Raw genomic sequence first — 19,249 nt, 5'->3', positions numbered from 1 at the left:
CAATCCTTGCGGCTGCCGGCGAATTCCGCTAAGGCGCGCCTTTGCCGCCGGGAGCGAAAACCTTGACCGATCAGCGTGCCGACGTCGCCATCATCATGGGCAGCCAGTCCGACTGGGCGACGATGCGCCAGGCGGCGGAAACGCTGGATGCGCTGGGCATCCCGCACAAAAAACTGATCGTCTCGGCACACCGCACGCCGGACCGCCTCTATGAATTCGCCAAGGGCGCCAAGGCGGCCGGCTACAAGGTGATTATCGCCGGCGCCGGCGGCGCGGCGCACCTGCCCGGCATGACGGCGGCGATGACGCCGCTGCCCGTCTTCGGCGTGCCGGTGGAATCCAAGGCGTTGTCCGGCCAGGATTCGCTGCTCTCCATCGTGCAGATGCCGGCCGGCATTCCGGTCGGAACGTTAGCCATCGGCAAGGCCGGTGCTGCCAACGCCGCCCTTCTCGCCGCGGCCGTCCTGGCGCTGAGCGATGAAAAACTCGCCGCCCGCCTCGATGCCTGGCGCACCGCACAGACCGCCAAGGTCGCCACCGAACCGGCAGATACCCCGTGAGCCTGGCCCCGGGATCGACCATCGGCATCATCGGCGGCGGCCAGCTTGGCCGCATGCTGGCTATGGCCGCCGCTCGCCTTGGCTACCGCACGGTCGTGCTGGAGCCACAGGCCGACAGCCCGGCGGCGCAGGTCGCCAACCGGCAGATCGTCGCCGCCTATGACGATCCGGCGGCCCTTGCCGAACTGGCCGGCGCCGGCGCCGTCGTCACTTACGAATTCGAGAATGTCCCGGTTCAAGCGGCGCAGACACTCGCGGCGCACGTTCCCGTCTATCCGCCGGCGCGCGCCCTCGAAGTCGCGCAGGACCGTCTGACCGAGAAGAATTTCCTGAACGGCATCGGCGTTCTCACAGCCGAATTCTGCCCGGTCGATACTGACGACCATCTGTCGGCCGCGCTGAAGAAATTCAGCGGCAGCGGCGTGCTGAAGACGCGCCGCATGGGCTATGACGGCAAAGGCCAGCGCGTCTTCCGCAACATGGAGACTGGCGGCTTTGCCGGTATCTGCGAGGCGATGGGCAATGTGCCGCTGATCCTCGAATCGCTGGTCGCTTTCGAGCGCGAAATTTCGGTGATCGCCGCGCGCGGGCAGGACGGCTCGGTTGCCGCCTACGATCCGGCCGAGAATATCCATCGCGAAGGCGTATTGCGAACGTCGACATTGCCGGCCGCCATCGCTCCGGACACCGCATCGGCGGCGAAGCAAGCGGCAGCAAAAATCCTTGCGGCGCTCGACTATGTCGGCGTCATCGGCGTCGAGTTCTTCGTCCTTGCCGACGGTTCGCTTTTAGCCAATGAGCTGGCGCCGCGTGTCCACAATTCCGGCCACTGGACGGAGGCCGCCTGCATCGTCTCGCAGTTCGAACAGCATATCCGCGCCGTCGCCGGCCTGCCGCTGGGCTCGCCTGCCCGGCATTCCGACTGTGTCATGGAAAACCTGATCGGCGATGACATGCTGAAGGTTCCGGCGCTGCTCGCCGAGCCCGACCTGATGCTGCATCTCTACGGCAAGGCCGAGTCCCGACCCGGGCGCAAGATGGGCCATTTCACGCGCATTGAGCGTCGGCGCTAACGCCGACTACTGCACGTCTTCGTCCTCGTCCGGGCTGGCGCAGCTCGGATCGCCTTCCTGGCAGTTGGGGCCGGAGGTGAGTTGCTTGGTGCGCTCGGTGGTCAGCTCCGTCAGGCATTGCGAAACCTCCATCGGGTGGATGGAACCGCCCTCGCTGTCGGCGGTCGAATAGGCGCATTCGGCGTCGCGGAAGGTGATCCAGGCGCGCTGTGCGGTCTGCAGCAACTTGTTGGCCTTCTCGTCATTGCGGCCGACAATATCCTTGTAGGCGGCGTTGAGCTTGGCATCGGCCGCCTGATAATCGGCATTGGCGCAGATATTCATCATCGACTGGCTGTCGTCGCTGCGGTCGCAGTCCTCGGCCCATGCAGCCGGAACCGTCGCGATGAGGACAAGGCATGCGGGCAGAAAGAGACGGCGCATGATAAGACTCCGTTTCGCTGAGAGCATCTGCAACCTAGAGGAATCGCTTGGCGTCGCAGAAATGCGGCTAAACAAATAGACATAACCGGAGGGGACCTATGTCCCGCTCTGGCGTGGCCCGCAACATTCCAGCCGCCTCTGAGTCGCGCAATGCCGCGCGTTCCCTATGGCGAATATTTGATCAGCGCACCATTTGCGGCATAAGAGCCGCCCGCTTGCGGTTGACACGGGCAAGGCTCCTCGTTTATGAGCCACGCAAGTTCAAGGCGCGCTTTTTTCGGGCGCGCCTTTAAAATTCGGCCCGGGACCGGGCCCCCGACCGAACAGGCAAGACCATGAAGATCAAGAACTCGCTCAAGGCGCTCAAGGCGCGTCACCGCGACAACCGGCTGGTTCGCCGCAAGGGACGCATCTACATCATCAACAAGACCGCTCCGCGCTACAAGGCGCGCCAGGGCTGAGACTTGCGCGCGGCGCTAAGCGCCGCGCCCGCTGATGTCGACTGCCGGTTCGCCGGCCCTCTCACGCTAAAATCATTTTGACGATCCGCCGTCCGGGACTAGATTCCGGACATGCGGATTCTTTTTGCGTTCTTTACTGCCCTGGTCCTTTCCGGAACGACCTTGCCCGCTTCGGCGCAGCATGAGGCCACGCCGCCCGCCGCTTCGCCGCCGCCCGCCATCACGCCGCCGCCGGTCGCCTCGACGAGGCAGGGGCGGCTCGACCAGCTCTTTGCCGATCTCAGACGCGAGCGCAACGAGAAGGCCGCCGAACGCATCGCCGGCCGCATCTGGAATGAGTGGAACCAGTCCGGCAGCGCCTCGATCGACCTGATGATGCGATGGGCGCAAAGGGCGGCGGAAGACCAGAAATTCGACGTCGCGCTCGATTTCCTCGATCAGGTGGTGACCTTGCAGCCCGATTATGCCGAAGGCTGGAACCGCCGCGCTACCGTGCATTTCCTGATGAAGAACTATGGAAAGTCGATGTCGGACATCGACCACACGCTGCGGCTCGAACCGCGCCATTTCGGCGCGCTGTCGGGTCTCGCGCAGATCATGGCCGAGACCGGCCACAAGCAGTCGGCGCTGGAAGCCTGGCAGAAGGTGCTCACCATCTATCCGATGATGCGCAGCGCCCAGGGCCAGGTCTCGACGCTGTCGGAAGACCTGGCCGGCGAGGGCATTTGAGGGGCAGCTCTTCGTCATCCTCGGGCTTGAGCCAACGACCATGCCGTGACTTCCCGCGCCGCGACGGTGGTGCAGAACGATGCAGCCTTCGCGCAAGGTGACGACGACCTTGACAAGCCCGGCCAAGCCGAACGTTTGCGATACTCCACCGAAGCGGGCAATAATTGGGGCTGGCAGCAGGCCGCCAGCTCGCCAAACTCACCGTGCTCCTAAACTAAATCCACTCGCCCTCGTACTTTCCGCATGTACCTCATCTGCCTCGCGCTCCTCCTCCTCGTTGCCTTCCTCATCGCCCTTGCCGGCATTACCCGCGCCGGCGTCTGGCTGATCGAGCGTCGCAATCCGCCGATCGGCGCATTCGCCGACATCGATGGTGCCCGCATCCATTATGTCCACGTCCCCGCCGCCGGCGCCGGTCTGCCGCCTGTCGTCTTCATCCATGGCGCCAGTGCCAATCTCAAGGACCAGATGCTGCCGCTGAGGCCTCTGCTCGAGGGCCGCGCCGAGCTGCTGTTCCTCGACCGACCGGGCTTCGGCTGGTCCGAGCGCGGCGACAACGAAACGCTGGCGGCGCAGGCCGACACTGTCGCCGCGCTGATGGATCGGCTCGGCATCGCAAGGGCCATCATCGTCGGCCATTCCTTCGGCGGCGCGGTCACCACCGCCTTCGCGCGCCAGCATCCGCAAAAGACGCTCGGCCTCGTCTTCCTGGCGCCCGTCAGCCATCCGTGGCCGGGCGGCGCGACCGCCTGGTATTACAAATTGACGGCTGTTCCGGTGGTCGGCTGGCTTTTTTCGGAGACCATTGCTTCCGCCGCTGGCATGCTGCGGATCGGCAATGCCACGGCCTGCGTGTTTTCACCGAACAATGTGCCGAAGGGCTATATCGGCAAGGCTTCCATTCCGCTTGTGCTGAGGCCGCCCGCCTTCCGCGCCAACGCCCGCGATGTGGCCCGACTTTACGACTATGTGCGCGCGGCCTCGCCTGGGTACCGTGAGATCAAGGCGCCGACCTTGGTCATCTCCGGCGATCGCGACAAGGTGGTCTATGCCACGGTCCATTCCGTCGGCCTCGAACGCGACATTCCCGGCGCCGAGCTGGTCTGGGTCGCAAATCTCGGCCACAAGCCCGACTGGATCGCCCCCGACCTCGTCGTCGGCGCTATTGAAAAGGCGGCCGGCGCGCCGGTCGACCTGCAGTCGATGGCGAGTGTGGTGGAAAGCCGGATCGCCGGCGACGCGCAAGGCGCTGACAGGTACCCGGAACTGAAGGTGCCGGACGCCGAGCTGGCGCCGGGCTAAGCTCGAGACCGGAAGGGCATCGAGATTCAAATTAGGCCGAGCCGAGCAGAGCGGATTCCCAGAACCGGAGCGGAGCGACTTAACCACATGGGCCCCGGAAGCGCAGGGAGGCGCGCCTCATAGGCCGGACCCACCTGAATACGGGCATAGCTTAGTGCGTCTCTGATCCGACATAGGCTATGCGCAGCATGTTGGTCGAGCCGGGCGTCCTCAGCGGCACGCCCGCCGTGATGATGACGCGGTCGCCGGGCTTGCCGAAGCCTTCCTCGAGGGCAATGCGGCAGGCGCGGTCGACCATATCGTCGAGGTCGATAGCGTCCTCCGAGACCACGCAATGCGTACCCCACAGAAGCGAGAGCCGGCGCGCCGTGTTGACGATCGGCGACAGCGCCACGATCGGCACTTGCGGCCGTTCGCGCGCGGCGCGCAGACCAGTTGTTCCAGAGGCGGTGTAGGAAATGATCGCCGACAGTTTCAGCGTCTCCGCGATCTCGCGCGCAGCGAGAGAAATGGCGTCGGCCCCGGTCGCTTCCGGTTCCGAGCGCTGGGCGTTGATGATGCCGGCATAAGTCGGGTCGGCTTCGACCTTGGTGGCAATGCGGTTCATCATCGCGACCGCCTCGACCGGGTAGGCGCCGGCGGCGGATTCGGCCGAAAGCATGATCGCGTCCGCGCCTTCGAAGACGGCGATCGACACATCCGAGACCTCCGCGCGGGTCGGCACGGGTGCGGTGATCATCGATTCCAGCATCTGGGTCGCGATCACCACCGGCTTGCCGGCGCGGCGGGCGGCGCGCGTGATCTGCTTCTGAATGCCGGGCACCGCCTCGAGCGGCATCTCGACGCCGAGATCGCCGCGTGCGACCATCAGCGCGTCGGAGAGTTCGATGATCTCGGCCAGGCGCGCCACCGCCTGCGGCTTTTCGATCTTGGCCATGATGAGGGCCCGGCCGCGCGCGATCTTGCGCGCTTCGGCCAGATCCTCCGGCCGCTGCACGAAGGACAGCGCCACCCAGTCGACGCTTGCCGCCAGCACCGCGTCGAGATCGGCGCGGTCCTTCTCGGTCAGCGCGCCGACCGGCAGATCGGTGTCGGGCAGGCTGACGCCCTTCTTGTCGGAGATGCCAGTGCCGGCGACCACCGTGCAGGTGATCGACTTGCCGTCGCTCTTGACCGCCTTGAGCTCCAGCTTGCCGTCATCGATCAAAAGACGGTGACCGGCCTCGACCGAGTTCAGGATTTCCGGATGCGGCAGGTAGACGCGCTTCGACGTGCCGGGTTCCGGACTGTCATCCAGCGTGAAGGTCTGGCCGACGGTCAGCGCTTCCCTGCCATTGGCGAACTTGCCGACCCTGAGCTTTGGCCCCTGCAGATCGGCGAGAATGCCGATCGGCCGCCCGACCGCCGCCTCGACGGCTCGGATGCGGCCGACAAGCGTGCGCATCAGCTCATGGTCGGTATGGCTCATATTGATGCGGAAGACGTCGGCGCCTGCCTCGAAGAGCTTTCGCAGCATCTCCTCGGAGGAGGAAGCCGGACCGATGGTGGCGAGGATCTTGACCTTGCGGTTACGTCTCATTGATTGTTCGTTCCCGGAGCGGGAGCCGCTTGCGCGCCGCCCGTTGCGGGCTCGTCAGTCAGCTGGACCATCCAGCTTGCCTGCTCGCCCGTGTCATATTCCTGAAATCCGGCGCGCTGAAAGCCCCGGGCGACGCAATCATTCACGCCGGCAATCTTGAACTCTTTTTCGGCGACGCACATGTTGATCGGGCCGTCCCAACGCCCGCCGCGCTCGGCGTCTTCTGCATAAAGATAGTAAAACCTTGATGACAGCGGCCCCTCGATCAGCGTCTTGCAGGTCGATCCCTCGATGTGCCACCAGCCCTCGGTGATCCAACCGGCCTTCGCCCGATAGCCGATGCCGACGCCGACCAGGTTCTGCGTCGCGTTGCAGACGCGGAAGTCGGCGCGCGCCGGCGAGGTCGCGGCGAGCGCGCACAGGCCCGCGCCAAAGATCAGGAGCGGCAGGCTCAGGCGCTTGCGCAACCTGCCGGCGCAACCCAATCCAAAACCCTTGGCGAACCACATCTGCATCGTCGAAGCACCTTTTCAGCAAACTCCGGGCGCATGTCAACGCGCCGTTTTATTCAATTCCAATCGATTTAGAAGGGTCCGGTGGACGATTTGGCGTCCCATCCGGGATTCTTTGCAGAAACCGTGGCCAAACAACGGCATTGCGCCTCAGTCCTCTTCGTGGAATGACGATACCACCCCGCCCGGACGCCAGCGAACAGACCGTTTTCAGCCGATGACCCGATCCACAGCTTTCGCGCCCTTCGACATCGTCGAGGGCGACCGCAAGAAGGGCATCGTGCTTCTGGCCGATCACGCCCGCCGCGACCTGCCGGAAGAATATGGCAGCCTCGGCCTGCCGGCTGCCGAGTTCGATCGCCACATCGCCTATGATATCGGCGTCGAGACGGTGACGCGCGAGTTGGCGGCCGCGCTCGATGCGCCGGCCGTGCTGGCCGGCTTCTCCCGCCTTCTGATCGACCCCAACCGGGGCGAGGACGACCCGACGCTGATCCGCCAGCTCTATGACGGCACCGTCGTGCCGGGAAACTATCCCATGGCCGCCGAGGAGCGGGAGAGACGGCTCGACCGCTTCTACCGTCCCTATCACGACGCCGTCGGGGCGATGATTTCCTCGGTCGCGCAGGCCTCCGGCAAAGCGCCGTTCATCTTCTCGGTGCACTCCTTCACCCCTCGCATGCAAGGCTTCATCCGCCCCTGGCATGTCGGCATCTTGTGGGACCGCGACGACCGCGTTGCGCGGCCGCTGATCGACATGCTGGCCGAAGACAAGGCGCTCATCGTCGGCGACAACGAGCCCTATGACGGCGCGCTGCGCGGCGACACCATGTTCCGCCATGCCATTGTCAACGGCTATGCCCATGCCCTGCTCGAGATCCGTCAGGACTTGATCGCCGACCGCGCTGGCGCTGTTCAATGGGCGGAGCGATTGGCTCCGATCGTTGACGCCGTCGACCGCCGTGCCGATATACACGAGGTGAAGATGTTCGGCTCGCGCACCGGGCCGGCCTAAAAAACGGCCGAGAGGCCGGGGACCACGAAATGACCGAACTCAGCGAAGAACGGAAACGCGATTTCGAGGCCGCCGCCTTCCGCCGGCTGGTCGAGCATCTGCGCGCACGCGGTGACGTCCAGAACATCGACCTGATGAACCTGGCCGGCTTCTGCCGCAACTGCCTGTCGAACTGGTATCGCGAGGCGGCCGAGGCCGACGGCATTGCGCTGACAAAGGACGAATCGCGCGAGATCATCTATGGCATGCCCTATGCCCAATGGCAGGCGCTCAACCAGACCGAAGCCTCCGAGGCCAAGAAGGCTGAGTTCGAGGCCAGGCGGCCGAAGGATCATTGAACGGTCCTATTTGGCTCGCCCCTGCTGCTTTGTCATCCCAGGGTCTGCGCGCGTCGCTTCGCTCCTGCTTCGCCCATGGATGGCGAAGGAGGCGTTTCGGCCAAATCTCCAAAGTAGGGCCCATTCCTCACAGGTCCGCGCCTCTTGGTCCAACGCTTCTGCCAGAGCGCTTCTTGACTACAAATTGAATCGATCTAATTTGCCGCGCAAAGCATTCGGACTTCAAACCATGAGCGTGCAAACCACAAGGCAAGCCGCGACGCGCGGCCGCTGGGCCGTTGCCGGCATTTTCCTGGCCAATGGCTTTCTCACCGGCAGTTGGGCGCCGCAGATCCCGGTGTTTCTGACCCGGCTGGACATCTCGAAATTCACGCTCGGCCTGCTGATCCTGTTGTTTGGTGTCGGCGCGGTGATGGCGATGACCTGGTGCGGCCATCTCATTTCCAGGCACGGCTCGCGCCCCGTGCTGCGCTGGTTCGGCATCTGCGGCAGTTTCGGCCTGCTGGTCGTGGCACTTGCGCCCAACGTGCCGCTCGCGGCCCTCGCGATGCTCGTCTTCGGCGGCTCGATCGGCGGCATGGACGTCGCCATGAATTCCAACGCGGTGATCGTCGAACGACGGCTCTCCCGCGCCATCATGTCGTCCTCGCATGGCTTCTGGAGCCTCGGCGGCTTCGCCGGCGGCGCGCTTGGTGGCTACTCCATTCAGAACTACGGCTATCTCGCGCATGCGATTGCGGTGACGGCGCTCGCCTTTTTGGTCATCGCCTTTGCTGTTCGCTACCTCATCGCCGACGACAGGCCGCAGGCCGCCGGGCATCAGAAATTTACGCTGCCGCGGAACACAATTGTCTATCTGGTCGGGTTGATGGCGCTGCTCACCATGGTCTCAGAGGGCGCCGTACTTGACTGGGCCGCGCTCTACCTTCAGCAGGAGCTCGGCGCCGACCTTGCGATTGCCGGCCTCGCCTATGCTGCCTTCTCCGGCGTCATGGCGCTCATGCGCTTTCTCGGCGACGGCGTGCGCAACCGCTTCGGCGCGGTGGCGACGCTGCGCGGCTCGGCGCTTGTCGCTGCCGCCGGCATGCTCGTGGCCGGCCTCTCCCCCTCGCCTTATCTTGCCATTGCCGCTTTCGCCTTCTGCGGTTTCGGCATCGCCAATATGGTGCCGATCCTGTTTTCGGCCGGCGGCAACCAGGAAGGCTTGTCTTCCGGCACCGGCATGAGCGTCGTCACCACCATGGGCTATTCAGGAATCCTGGTGGCGCCGTCGGCGATCGGCTTCGTCGCCGAGCAATCGAGCTTCGGCCCGATCTTCGTCGCGCTTTCCGGCCTGCTGGTCATCGTGCTCTTGATGGCGAACCTCGCTCACCGCGCCGAATTCGCCGCCGAGCCTGCGCCGGCGGAGTAGCGCTTCAGCTCTTCATGCAGGAAATCCGCCACGCGGCGGATCCGCATGCTGGTGCGCACGTCACGGTGCATCGCAAGCCACACCGGCAGCACGGGCAAGGGAACCTCCGGCAACAGCTTCTCCAGTCGAGGATCGCGGCTAGCGAGCGGCTCCTGGCCGATGCCGATGCCATTGCCGGCCCGCACCGCTTCCCACAGCACGATCTGGTTGTCGGTCCTGAAGCGGAAGTTGCTGCGGCTGACCGGGATGCCAAACGCGGTAAGGCCGCGAACGATCTCATCGCTGCGGTCGAATCCGACCAAAGGATGGTCGACGAGATCGCTCGGCTTCTGCGGGCGTCCATGCCGGTCGAGATAGGATTTCGCAGCACATATGCAGAGCGCGATATCCGTGACCTTGCGCGCCATCAGCTCGTTCTGCGCCGGCCTGACCATGCGGATGGCGATGTCGGCGTCGCGCCGCAGCAGGTTCTCGACCTGGTTGGAAGCGACGATCTCGACCTCGATGCCCGGCTCTTCCTCGCCAAGGCGCGCCGTGATCTGCGGCAGCACGCAGGCCGCAACCACCTCCGAGGCAGCGATGCGCACCGTACCCTCGATCGCCTCGACCGAGCCCAGCGCAAGCAATGAGAATGCATTGGCCTGCTCGCTGACTGCCTTTCCGCGCTCGTAGAGTGCGCTGCCTGCCTCCGTCAGTTCGTAGCCGCGCCGCCCGCGCCGGAACAGCGTGACGCCGAGCGCCTGCTCCAAGTCGGCGATGTGGCGGCCGAGCGTGGGCTGGCTTGATGCGAGCTGGCGCGCGGCGGCCGAAAGGCTGCCGGTCTCGGCCACCGCGACGAAGCTCTTGATCAGATTCCAGTCGAATTCATTCATTCGTTTTTGAATAACAGAGTGCCAGCCTTAGTCAATTTCCATTCGGCTTTGAAGAGGTCAAATTAAGCGGGCAAACACAAAAAACGGAGACGAACAATGACCAAGATCGCAATTCTGGGCGCCAATGGCCGGCTCGGACGCGTGGTTGCCAAGGCCTTCATCGACGCCGGTTTTGACGTTCGCGCCGTCACCCGCACCGGCAAGGTGCCGGCCGAGCTTAAGGGCGCTATTGCCGTCGCCGGCGACGCGCTGGACCGCCAGTCGCTGATCCGCGCCACGCAAGGCGTCGACATCATCTTCAATGGCTTGAACCCGATCTATACCGACTGGGGCAAATGCCTGCCGATGGCCGAGAACGTCATGGCAGCCTGTCGGGCCAACGGCGCGCTGCATCTCTTCCCGGGCACTGTCTATAATTACGGCTCGCCGATGCCGCAGGTGATCACCGAGGAAACGCCTTTCCATCCTACCACCGACAAGGGCCGCATCCGCGTCGCCATGGAGGAGCTTTTCCGTCGCGAAGCCGATGCGGGCCGCGTGCGCACCATTCTGCTTAGGGCCGGCGACTTCTTCGGCGGCACCGGCAGCGGCGGCTGGTTCGATCTCGTCGTCGCCGCCAAGATGGAAAAGGGGGTCTACACCGCCGCCGGCCCGGCCAAGCTCGTGCACGAATGGGCCTATCTGCCCGACTTCGCGGTGGCTTTTGTCGCACTGGCGCGCAATCTCGATAAGCTCGGCTTTTACGAGGCCATCAATTTCCCCGGCCACGCCGTCACCGATCTCGACATCAAGGCCGCCGCCGAAAAGGCGCTCGGCCGCAAGCTGAAACTCACCTTCATGCCCTGGTGGGTGCTGCGCGCCGGCAGCCCGTTCGTAACCATGTGGCGCGAGATCGTCTCGATGTCCTACCTGCGCTTCGAGCCGCACCGGCTGGCGTCAGCGCGCCTGGAAAAGGTCATCGGCGAAATCCCGCACACCCCGCTCGCCCGAGCAGTGGCGGAAGCCATGCAAGACCTCGGCATAGCCGTCGCGCCCATGCGTCAGGCCGCCTGAGCAAAGAACAACCTCAAGATGAAAACGGCCGGACTTCAAGGCCCGGCCGCAAATCGTCGTCGGTTCAGATCCTGCCCATCAAAAGCAGGATCAGCAACACTACCAGAATGACTCCCACAATCCCCGAAGGCCCATAGCCCCAAGACCGCGAGTGCGGCCATGCCGGCACGGCGCCGATCAGGATCAGGATCAGGATTATTACGAGAATTGTACCGATCGTCATTGAAAACCCTCGCCGTCTGGTTGAACTTCGAGGGAACAATGCAAAAAGCCGCCCGGTAGTTCCCGAGCGGCTTCCATGTACCTGAGTTGCGAAGTCGCCCTACTCGGCGGCTTTCGGGAAGGCGACCGCCGGCTCGGCATTGGCTTCCGCTACCGGCTCGCCTGTCGAGAGCTCGCCCTTGCCGCGGCGGAACAGGCGGCCGAACCAGCCACGCCGGGCGCCGGGCTTCACCTTGGCGCGGGTGAACACCATCAGCATCGAGGGCGTCACCACCAGCGTCAGCAAGGTGGCGAAGGACAGGCCGAAGACGATCGCCGACGACAGCGAAATCCACCATTGCGTCGATGGCGCGTTGATCGTCGTCTCGTGATGGAAGATTTCGAGACCGAGGCCGAAGGCGATCGGCAGCACGCCGAGGATCGCCGAGACCGCCGTCAACACCACGGGCCTGGCGCGTTCGCGGCAGGTCTGCAGCACGGCATCCATCTTGTCCCAGCCTTCCTCGCGCAGCCGGTCATAGGTGTCGATGAGCACGATGTTGTTGTTCACCACCACGCCGGCAAGCGCAATGACGCCGATGCCCGACATGACGATGCCGAAGGCCTCCCCTGTCAGAAGCAGCCCGAGGAACACGCCGATGGTCGCCATGACGACGCAGGAGAGAACAAGCCACACGCTGGTGAACTTGTTGAACTGCGCGAGCAGCACCAGGAAGATCAGGAAGATCGCGGCGCCGAAAGCCTTGCTGAGGAAGGCGCTGGCTTCCGCGCTGTCCTCGTTGGAGCCAGCGAGCTTCCAGCGTATGCCGCTGCCGAGATCCATGTCGGCCACGGCCTTGGTGACTTCCGCCTGCACCGCTGCCACTTGCGCGCCGGCGCTGACATTGGCTTGCACCACCACGGTGCGCGCGCCATCGATGCGGTTGAGGACGCCGACTGTCGGCTCGGGCTTCCTGACCACGAAGTTCGAGATCGGCACCGAGCCTTGCGAGGTCTGCACCCTGAGCTCGTCGAGCGTCGAGAGCGTGCGCCGGTCTTCCGGCAGACGCAGGCGAATGTCGACGGCGTCGTCGGCGCCGGCCGGCCGGTACTCCGACAGCTTGAGACCGTTCGTCACCAGCTGCACCACCGTGCCCACCGAGGTCGGGCTGATGCCGTATTGCGCTGCCTTGGCGCGATCGACCTCAAGCGCCCAGTCGACGCCGGGCGGCGGCAGGCCGTCGGAAACATCGATCACGTTGGGGATCTTGGCGATGCGCGCGGCGACGGCGCGCGCCTTGTCGTCGAGCCCAGCCGGGTCGGCGGCCGAAAGCCTAATCTGGATCGGCTTGCCGGTCGGCGGGCCGGCCTCGGGCACGCGCACTTCGACATCGACCCCGGGAATGCCGGCCATGACGCCACGCAAATCGTCGAGGATCTGGTTGGCGGATTTGCGCTCGCGCCAGTCGACGAATTCGTACTGGATCACCCCGACCACGTCTTCCGGGATGTCCTGGCCGCCGCCTTGCGTCTTGCCGACGCGCGTATAGACCGATTTAACGCCGGGCCAGCCGAGCAGGCGGCTTTCCGCCGTCTTGGTTGCGGCGTCCATTTCGGCCAGCGAAAGGTTGCCGCGGGCATGCACATAGAGCAGGCCGTAATCCGGCTCGACGCTGGGGAAGAACTCGACGCCGGCGCCGTATTTCGAATAGGCGAAACCGACGCCGACCAGCAGGCCTACGGTGAGCAGGATGACGGTGATCGGGAAACGCACCGCCTGTTTGACCAGAGCCATATACCAGCCGTCGCGATCGCTGTCCTCGTGATGCGCCGGCGCCTTGGCGAAGATGGCGCCGAGCGTCGGCGCGAAGACCAGCGCATAGAGCATCGAGGCCGACAGCGTCACGATCAGCGTGATCGGCATGTACTTCATGAAGTCGCCGATGATGCCGGGCCAGAAGAGCAGCGGCGAGAAGGCGGCGATGCGCGTCATTGTCGCTGCGATCACCGGGCCGGCCATGCGCTTGGCTGCTAGCGCGAAGGCATCGGCCTTCGGCATGCCCTCGCTCATGCGCCGCTCGGCGAATTCAGTGACGATGATGGCATCGTCGACCAGCATCCCGACCGCCAGGATGAGGCTGAACAGCACGATCATGTTGATCGTGTAGCCCATCATCGCAAGCAGCAGGATGCCGATCAGGAAGGACGACGGAATGGCAAGGCCGATGAGCAGCGAGGCGCGTCCCGACAGCGCGTAGAGGATGACGATGAACACCAGGATGACCGCGATCATCACATGGTTCTGCAGGTCGCCCAAAAGCTGGTTGACGAAGACCGACTTGTCCTGCGTGTAGGTGACGTGCATGCCTTCCGGCATCGTCTTGATGAAGGTGTCGGACACTTCCCGAACATGGTTCAGCGTGTCGATCAGGTTGGCGCCGATGCGCTTCTTCACCTCGATGGCGATCGCCGGCTTGCCGTCGAGGCGGGTCACCGTCTCGGCGTCCTTGAAGGTGGAGCGGATGGTGGCGACGTCCTTGGCCTGCACCACGGCATTGGGCGTGGCGACGACCGGCAGCTTGGCGACGTCCTCGGGCGTCTCGATCAGCGACGGCACCTTGACGGCGTACTTGCCCTCGGAGCCTTCGAGATTGCCGGCCGCGACCAGGCTGTTGGAGGCGCCGACGCCCTGGATGACCTGATCGAGCTGGAGTCCGTAGGAGGAGAGCTTCACGGGATCGATGACGACTTCAACCAGATCGTCGCGCGCGCCCTGCAGCGAGCCTTCGAGCACGCCCGGCACCTCCTCGATGCGATCACGCAATTCGCGCGCCGCCGACGTGAGCACGCGCTCCGGCACGTCGCCGGAAAGCGTGACGACGAGAACGGGGAATTCCGAGACGTTGACTTCAGTGACGGTCGGCTCCTCCGCCGCCTGCGGCAGGTCGGCCTTGGCGTCCTGCACCTTGCTGCGCGTGTCCTGCAGCGCGGTGGCCAGATTGGTCTGCGGCTGGAACTCGACCAGCACGTAGCCGCCGCCCTGGAAGGCGGCCGAGCGCATCTCCTTAAGCCCCTTCAGGCTCTTGAGCTTGCTTTCCATCGGCCTGAGCAGCAGCCGTTCTGAGTCCTCCGGCGAAATGGCCTGGTAGATCAGGCTGACATACATCATCGGAATTGGAACGTCCGGCTCCGCTTCCTTCGGCGTCGACTGATAGGCGACCCAGCCCGCGACAAGCAGGAACATCAGCGCCGATATTGTGAGGCGGGCGTTGTGAATGGCGAGTCTGACGATGTCCATGACTTATGCCTGCTGTTTCCCTGGAAGCCGCGACATTGGCCAGCGGCGCCGGCCGAGCCGGCGCGGCCGCGCTATTGCGTGCCGGCGGAGGCTTCGCTGATCAGCTTGTTGATGGTTGCCTGGTCGGCCTCGACCGGCTTCACCAGATCGCCTTCCTTCACCAGTTCCTGGCCGGCGACGATGATGCGCGCGTCCTGCGGTATGCCGCCGAGCACCAGTCCCTTCGGCGTGTCGTCGACGAGGTCGATCGGGAAGAACGCCACCTTGTCGTCCTTGCCGACGGCGCGGATGCCGAGGTCGCCCTTGTCGCCCAGCGTCACCACCGAGCGTGGCAGCATGACCGCATCGGTCGGCTGGGCGCTGAGCGTGATCTCGGCCGTCATGCCGGCGGGGATGGAGCCGTCGGCATTGGGGATGGCCACCTCGACACGGAAGGTGCGGGTCTGCGAGGAGGCGTCACGGCTGATGTAGCGCACCGTGCCGGTAACCTTCTGGTCGTTGACAAGGCGCACATTGGCGTGGTCGCCGATCTTGATGTAGCGCAGGTCGCGCTCGCTGATCTCGCCGCGCGCGATCACCGGGTCGAGCTTGAGGATGGTGGCCACCTCGCCGCCCTGCATCACCGAGCTGCCGAGCTCGACGGGCACGCGGTCGATGACGCCGTCGAAAGGCGCCTTCACTTCGTTGCGGTCGAGTTCGGCCTGCGCCGTCTCCAGCATGGACTGCGACGCCGTCAGGTTCGACCGAGCGGTGTCGAGCTGCAGCTTGGGCAGATTGCCGGTCTTGGCCAGCCGTTCGGCTGCGTCGAGCTCGGCCTTGCGCTGCGCCAGCAGCTGCCTGGCATTGTCGACATTCGAGAGCTTCTCCTCGGCGGCAAGCATCAGAACGAGGTCGCCGGTCTTGACGTGATCGCCCTGCTTGACCGGCAGCTTGTCGATGACCCCGGCGACGCGGACAGCAAGCACAGCGCGCTTGTCGGCTTCGGTCAGGCCCGAGATCCGTATCGCCCGCGCGAAGGTTTTGCGCGGCGGCGTCACCACCGCGACGGTGCGCAATGCTCCCTTCGGCTCGGCCTCCGCCGTCTTCGGCTTTTCGGCGCCGGACTGGGCGGCTTTGCCTGCTTCTCCCTGCTTCTGGTGATCGGCGGCGCTGCCCACGGACGAGAACTCGCCCGTTGCCATCCAGGCAGCGAATCCGATGAGCACAGCAATGGCTGCAAGCTTGTGAAACCTGATTTTCGGCATCGTCATTTTTTCCGTTGCAGGCTTGGGCGAGGTCGACGGTTTCGATCCCCGGGCGCGCGGCCGATATGGGGGCGCGCAGAGCCATCTTCAATTTGCCGTGATCGGCGAAGCGCGCTTCTACCGCAAAGCCGTTGCGCAAAACAGTCAGAAACTTTGATGGATTATTGCGCCGCCGAGCTTGGGGCGCTGGTTTTTTCCGCGTTTTACATGCTGGACTGCTTGGCTTTTCTCAATCGGGGCCGGTTTTTCAGCCGATCGGACACTCAATGGCAGCAGGCGTCAGTATGATGAAGAATTTTTTTGCGAAATGACATGTCGCATTGGCATGGGGCAATCAGAGGACGCGCCCAATCCGAAAATAAATCCGATCAGGTGATCAGGTTAAGCAAGCGGAACAGCCGCTCGAATGTGCGGCCATAAGGCGGCCTGAGCAGGGCCCCGGCACTCAGCCTGGATTGGACGAAGATCGGCTTTTCCTTGCTGAAGGTGCGGAAACCCCATTCGCCGTGATAGGCGCCCATGCCGCTCTCGCCGACGCCGCCGAATGGCTGCCGTTCCTGCACCAGATGCATCATGCTGTCGTTGATCGTCACGCCGCCGGCAACGGTTTCTCGCATGATCCTTTGGCGATTGGCGCTGTTCTTGCCGAACCAATAGAGGGCGAGCGGACGCTCGCCGCGGTTCACGTGATCGATTGCCCCATCTACCGCGCCGTATTCAACGATCGGCAGCACCGGCCCGAAGATTTCCTCGCGCATCAGCCGCAAAGTCTCGCCGGCGTTCCTGACCAGGACCGGCGCCATCTTGCGGTCGCTCACGCCAAGCCTTTCATTTGCCGGGTTGACCTCGGTGACATCGGCGCCGCTTTCGCGCGCCTCGGCGACCATGTCGCTCAGGCGCCGCTGGTGCCGTTCGCTGACGATCGCCGTGTAGTCGGGATTGTCGCCCAGGCGCGGATAGAGCTGCGTCATCGCGCCGGCAAGTTTTGCGGCGATCGCCGCGCCTTGCCCTTGCGGGACCATCAGATAGTCGGGTGCGATGCAGGTCTGGCCCGCATTCAAGAGCTTGCCGTAGGCGACGCTCGCGACCGCAGCGTCGAGATTGCACGACGCATCGAAGATCGCCGGCGACTTGCCGCCAAGTTCGAGCGTCACCGGCGTCAGATTGGCGGCCGCGGCCAGCGCCACCTGCCGGCCGACCGCGGTGGAGCCGGTGAACAGGAGATGATCGAAAGGCATGGACACGAATGTCTTGCCGACTTCGGCATCGCCGACCACAACGCTCATCTCGTCGGAAGAAAAATGCTCTTCGACCAACCGGGCGAGCAGGTCCGAAAAGTTCGGCGTCAGCTCGGACGGCTTGAGCAGCACCCGGTTGCCGGCGGCTAGAGCGGCAGTTGCCGGCGCGATGGCAAGCTGGAACGGATAGTTCCAGGGCGAGACGATGCCGACGACCCCGAGCGGCTGCGGCAGAAGGCGGTTGCGCCCCGGCAGGAACGGCAGGCTGGTGGCGACGCGGCGCTCGCGCATCCAGCCGCGCAGATGCCGGATGGCGTGCTTGATGCCGGCGCGAACGACGAACAGTTCCGCAAGCCGCGTTTCCTGCGCCGCCCGTCCAGTGAAATCGCTGTCGATCGCCGTGCAGATCTCGGCTTCATGCTTTTCGGTCAGCGCCAGCAGCCGCTTCAGCCGATCCTTGCGCACTGCGAGGCCAGGAAAGGGGTCCTTCTCGAAGGCCCTGCACTGCGCCTCAAACTTGACCCCGAGAGAGTTCTGTCTGGTCTGCAGCATCGCTGCCTCCCGTTTACGTCGAGGTAAACTACTCGCGCGACGGAGGTGAATCCAGCATATCGCCGGTTCCGCAAGGGAAACCTCAGCGCCTGCTGAAACGTGCGACAGGGTTGGGCAACTAGGCTCGCCGGCGCGCTGACTCTGGCTTGATGCGCGCGGCGAGGAATTCCTTGACCCGCCGGCCCGGGGCCGGGCCGCGCATCGGCTTGAAGCCGTCGTCGAGCTCGCCCGAGAGGTCGAGCGTCGGTCGGCTGCCGACCGCGTCGTAGTTTTCCTCCAGCCAGTCGCTGGCCGCACTGCGGCCAAGGTCCCGCAGATAGGCGAGGAAGGCCCATTCGGCGTTGACCTTGGACGAGGCCGACAGATCCTTGAAAGCCTCGTCGGCATCGATGCGGTGCATGCGGATGTCGCGGTATTCGCCATGCGGCAGGCGTCCCGCCGCGATCAGTTCCTTGACGAAGGCGATCGAGCGGAATTCGCGCAGCAGCCCGGCATTGAAGGTGATCTCGTCGATGCGGTTCTGGATCTCGTTGGCACTCTTCGGCGTGCCTTCGCGCACCACCGGATTGATCTGCACGAGCAGCACGTCCTCGGTCGCCGCAGTCTTGAAGAAGGGATAGAGCGCCGGATTGCCGCCATAGCCGCCATCCCAATAGGGCACGCCCTTGATCTCGACGGCGCGGAACAATTGCGGCAGGCAGGCCGACGCCATCACCGTGTCGAGGTCGATCTCGCCATCCGAGAAGACGCGCAGCTGCCCGGTCTCGACATTGGTCGCCGAAATGAAGAGCTCCATCGACTTGCAGGCGTGCACGTTGCCGAAGTCGATCTCCTTCTCGACCACATCGCGCAGCGGGTTGAGGCCGAGCGGATTGGCGACGTAAGGCGAGAAGACCCGCGACATGGTGTCGAAGAAGAAATAGCCGGGCGTGTTCTCGATCGACCAGTTCCCCCAGACCACGTCCCACGGCATGCGTTGCACCGGGCTGAACCGCCCCTTCGAGGCCACAGCACGCCAGAAATCATCGAGCTTTGTGCGCGCGCCCTCGACGCCGCCGCGCACGAAGCCGTCGGCCAGCGCCACCGCATTCATCGCGCCGGCGCTGGTGCCGGACACGGCAGCGATCTCAAGCCGCCCGTCTTCGAGCAAACGATCGAGCACGCCCCAGGAGAAGGCGCCGTGCGAACCGCCGCCCTGAAGCGCGATGTTGATCTTCTTCTTGTCCCCCGCCTTGCCGTTCTTCGCCATGGCGTTCCTTGTCTCGATGTGCCGGCCTGCCCCTGCGTCATTGGAGCGGGACCGCTGCCGTCAGCCTATGTTGCAGCGCAGCATATAAGGACGGACCAAGGCAAGAACACGAGCACACAAGCGTGATCGGGTGAAATTT

Annotated in this window: 18 protein-coding genes; 9 read left to right on the top strand and 9 right to left on the bottom strand. The window is 64.5% G+C overall.

What is annotated here, in order from left to right:
• Positions 1-62: 62 nt before the first annotated feature.
• Together purE and CK221_RS14030 are read left to right on the top strand one after the other, a co-directional pair.
• Positions 63-560: a 5-(carboxyamino)imidazole ribonucleotide mutase gene (purE, locus tag CK221_RS14035; protein ID WP_095778130.1), complete on the top strand. Its 498-nt coding sequence runs from the start codon at positions 63-65 to the stop codon at positions 558-560.
• Positions 557-1,633: a 5-(carboxyamino)imidazole ribonucleotide synthase gene (locus CK221_RS14030; protein ID WP_095778129.1), complete on the top strand. Its 1,077-nt coding sequence runs from the start codon at positions 557-559 to the stop codon at positions 1,631-1,633. The genes purE and CK221_RS14030 overlap by 4 nt, the downstream gene beginning before the upstream one ends.
• A 6-nt stretch (positions 1,634-1,639) precedes the next feature.
• Here CK221_RS14030 and CK221_RS14025 read toward each other — a convergent pair whose 3' ends face one another.
• Positions 1,640-2,056 carry a lysozyme inhibitor LprI family protein gene (locus tag CK221_RS14025; RefSeq protein ID WP_067002206.1) on the bottom strand — a complete coding sequence of 139 codons (417 nt, stop codon included), beginning with the start codon at positions 2,054-2,056 and terminating at the stop codon, positions 1,640-1,642.
• Between the two features lie 335 nt (positions 2,057-2,391).
• Here CK221_RS14025 and ykgO point away from each other — a divergent pair, with 335 nt between their 5' ends.
• The 3 genes from ykgO (at position 2,392) to CK221_RS14010 (ending at position 4,548) form a co-directional block, all read left to right on the top strand.
• A complete protein-coding gene (gene ykgO / locus CK221_RS14020; protein WP_040974291.1) occupies positions 2,392-2,517 on the top strand; it encodes a type B 50S ribosomal protein L36 in 126 nt (41 codons plus the stop codon).
• A 111-nt stretch (positions 2,518-2,628) separates the two neighbouring features.
• A complete protein-coding gene (locus CK221_RS14015) occupies positions 2,629-3,246 on the top strand; it encodes a hypothetical protein (RefSeq protein WP_095778128.1) in 618 nt (205 codons plus the stop codon).
• 243 nt (positions 3,247-3,489) lie between these two features.
• Positions 3,490-4,548: an alpha/beta hydrolase gene (locus CK221_RS14010; RefSeq protein WP_095778127.1), complete on the top strand. Its 1,059-nt coding sequence runs from the start codon at positions 3,490-3,492 to the stop codon at positions 4,546-4,548.
• Positions 4,549-4,699: 151 nt separating this feature from the next.
• On the opposite strand, the gene pyk is transcribed toward CK221_RS14010, so the two are convergent.
• Complete coding sequence (gene pyk, locus CK221_RS14005) at positions 4,700-6,127, bottom strand: pyruvate kinase (protein ID WP_067001918.1); 1,428 nt, start codon at positions 6,125-6,127, stop codon at positions 4,700-4,702.
• Positions 6,124-6,612 carry a DUF1036 domain-containing protein gene (locus tag CK221_RS14000; protein ID WP_095778202.1) on the bottom strand — a complete coding sequence of 163 codons (489 nt, stop codon included), beginning with the start codon at positions 6,610-6,612 and terminating at the stop codon, positions 6,124-6,126. The genes pyk and CK221_RS14000 overlap by 4 nt, the downstream gene beginning before the upstream one ends.
• A 244-nt stretch (positions 6,613-6,856) precedes the next feature.
• Between CK221_RS14000 and CK221_RS13995 the strand changes: the two genes are divergently transcribed.
• From CK221_RS13995 to CK221_RS13985, 3 genes are all read left to right on the top strand, one after another.
• On the top strand, positions 6,857-7,654 hold the full coding sequence (locus CK221_RS13995) for an N-formylglutamate amidohydrolase (RefSeq protein WP_095778126.1): 798 nt from the start codon (positions 6,857-6,859) through the stop codon (positions 7,652-7,654).
• 29 nt (positions 7,655-7,683) lie between these two features.
• Positions 7,684-7,992: a DUF1244 domain-containing protein gene (locus tag CK221_RS13990; RefSeq protein WP_067001913.1), complete on the top strand. Its 309-nt coding sequence runs from the start codon at positions 7,684-7,686 to the stop codon at positions 7,990-7,992.
• 229 nt (positions 7,993-8,221) lie between these two features.
• A complete protein-coding gene (locus tag CK221_RS13985) occupies positions 8,222-9,403 on the top strand; it encodes an MFS transporter (protein ID WP_095778125.1) in 1,182 nt (393 codons plus the stop codon).
• Here CK221_RS13985 and CK221_RS13980 read toward each other — a convergent pair.
• Positions 9,361-10,275, bottom strand: coding sequence for a LysR family transcriptional regulator (locus CK221_RS13980; protein WP_095778124.1), 915 nt, complete (start codon positions 10,273-10,275; stop codon positions 9,361-9,363). The two genes, CK221_RS13985 and CK221_RS13980, sit on opposite strands and share 43 nt — an antisense overlap.
• A gap of 96 nt (positions 10,276-10,371) precedes the next feature.
• On the opposite strand from CK221_RS13980, the gene CK221_RS13975 reads away from it, so the two are divergent.
• On the top strand, positions 10,372-11,328 hold the full coding sequence (locus CK221_RS13975; RefSeq protein ID WP_095778123.1) for an SDR family oxidoreductase: 957 nt from the start codon (positions 10,372-10,374) through the stop codon (positions 11,326-11,328).
• A gap of 64 nt (positions 11,329-11,392) precedes the next feature.
• Here the strand turns inward: CK221_RS13975 and CK221_RS13970 are convergent, their stop codons facing one another.
• The 5 genes from CK221_RS13970 to CK221_RS13950 all read right to left on the bottom strand — a co-directional run bounded on the left by CK221_RS13970 (position 11,393) and on the right by CK221_RS13950 (position 19,110).
• On the bottom strand, positions 11,393-11,551 hold the full coding sequence (locus CK221_RS13970; protein ID WP_040991775.1) for a DUF3309 family protein: 159 nt from the start codon (positions 11,549-11,551) through the stop codon (positions 11,393-11,395).
• A 99-nt stretch (positions 11,552-11,650) separates the two neighbouring features.
• Positions 11,651-14,827 carry an efflux RND transporter permease subunit gene (locus CK221_RS13965; protein WP_095778122.1) on the bottom strand — a complete coding sequence of 1,059 codons (3,177 nt, stop codon included), beginning with the start codon at positions 14,825-14,827 and terminating at the stop codon, positions 11,651-11,653.
• Between the two features lie 71 nt (positions 14,828-14,898).
• Positions 14,899-16,071 carry an efflux RND transporter periplasmic adaptor subunit gene (locus CK221_RS13960; RefSeq protein ID WP_095778201.1) on the bottom strand — a complete coding sequence of 391 codons (1,173 nt, stop codon included), beginning with the start codon at positions 16,069-16,071 and terminating at the stop codon, positions 14,899-14,901.
• 368 nt (positions 16,072-16,439) lie between these two features.
• Positions 16,440-17,861: a coniferyl aldehyde dehydrogenase gene (locus tag CK221_RS13955; RefSeq protein ID WP_095778121.1), complete on the bottom strand. Its 1,422-nt coding sequence runs from the start codon at positions 17,859-17,861 to the stop codon at positions 16,440-16,442.
• Between the two features lie 118 nt (positions 17,862-17,979).
• On the bottom strand, positions 17,980-19,110 hold the full coding sequence (locus CK221_RS13950) for a patatin-like phospholipase family protein (protein WP_095778120.1): 1,131 nt from the start codon (positions 19,108-19,110) through the stop codon (positions 17,980-17,982).
• Positions 19,111-19,249 lie beyond the last annotated feature (139 nt).

This window comes from Mesorhizobium sp. WSM3868 (assembly GCF_002294785.1).
Lineage (GTDB): Bacteria > Pseudomonadota > Alphaproteobacteria > Rhizobiales > Rhizobiaceae > Mesorhizobium.
Note: the sequence above shows the minus strand (reverse complement) of the source record. Positions and strands in the feature narration are given on the sequence as shown.

What these genes read in the sequence shown, in the direction of transcription:
- CK221_RS14025 (WP_067002206.1), bottom strand. Translation starts at nt 2,056, where the DNA reads ATGCGCCGTCTCTTTCTGCCCGCATGCCTTGTCCTCATCGCGACGGTT.
- ykgO (WP_040974291.1), top strand. Translation starts at nt 2,392, where the DNA reads ATGAAGATCAAGAACTCGCTCAAGGCGCTCAAGGCGCGTCACCGCGAC.
- CK221_RS14015 (WP_095778128.1), top strand. Translation starts at nt 2,629, where the DNA reads ATGCGGATTCTTTTTGCGTTCTTTACTGCCCTGGTCCTTTCCGGAACG.
- CK221_RS14010 (WP_095778127.1), top strand. Translation starts at nt 3,490, where the DNA reads ATGTACCTCATCTGCCTCGCGCTCCTCCTCCTCGTTGCCTTCCTCATC.
- pyk (WP_067001918.1), bottom strand. Translation starts at nt 6,127, where the DNA reads ATGAGACGTAACCGCAAGGTCAAGATCCTCGCCACCATCGGTCCGGCT.
- CK221_RS13995 (WP_095778126.1), top strand. Translation starts at nt 6,857, where the DNA reads ATGACCCGATCCACAGCTTTCGCGCCCTTCGACATCGTCGAGGGCGAC.
- CK221_RS13990 (WP_067001913.1), top strand. Translation starts at nt 7,684, where the DNA reads ATGACCGAACTCAGCGAAGAACGGAAACGCGATTTCGAGGCCGCCGCC.
- CK221_RS13985 (WP_095778125.1), top strand. Translation starts at nt 8,222, where the DNA reads ATGAGCGTGCAAACCACAAGGCAAGCCGCGACGCGCGGCCGCTGGGCC.
- CK221_RS13980 (WP_095778124.1), bottom strand. Translation starts at nt 10,275, where the DNA reads ATGAATGAATTCGACTGGAATCTGATCAAGAGCTTCGTCGCGGTGGCC.
- CK221_RS13975 (WP_095778123.1), top strand. Translation starts at nt 10,372, where the DNA reads ATGACCAAGATCGCAATTCTGGGCGCCAATGGCCGGCTCGGACGCGTG.
- CK221_RS13970 (WP_040991775.1), bottom strand. Translation starts at nt 11,551, where the DNA reads ATGACGATCGGTACAATTCTCGTAATAATCCTGATCCTGATCCTGATC.
- CK221_RS13965 (WP_095778122.1), bottom strand. Translation starts at nt 14,827, where the DNA reads ATGGACATCGTCAGACTCGCCATTCACAACGCCCGCCTCACAATATCG.
- CK221_RS13960 (WP_095778201.1), bottom strand. Translation starts at nt 16,071, where the DNA reads ATGCCGAAAATCAGGTTTCACAAGCTTGCAGCCATTGCTGTGCTCATC.
- CK221_RS13955 (WP_095778121.1), bottom strand. Translation starts at nt 17,861, where the DNA reads ATGCTGCAGACCAGACAGAACTCTCTCGGGGTCAAGTTTGAGGCGCAG.
- CK221_RS13950 (WP_095778120.1), bottom strand. Translation starts at nt 19,110, where the DNA reads ATGGCGAAGAACGGCAAGGCGGGGGACAAGAAGAAGATCAACATCGCG.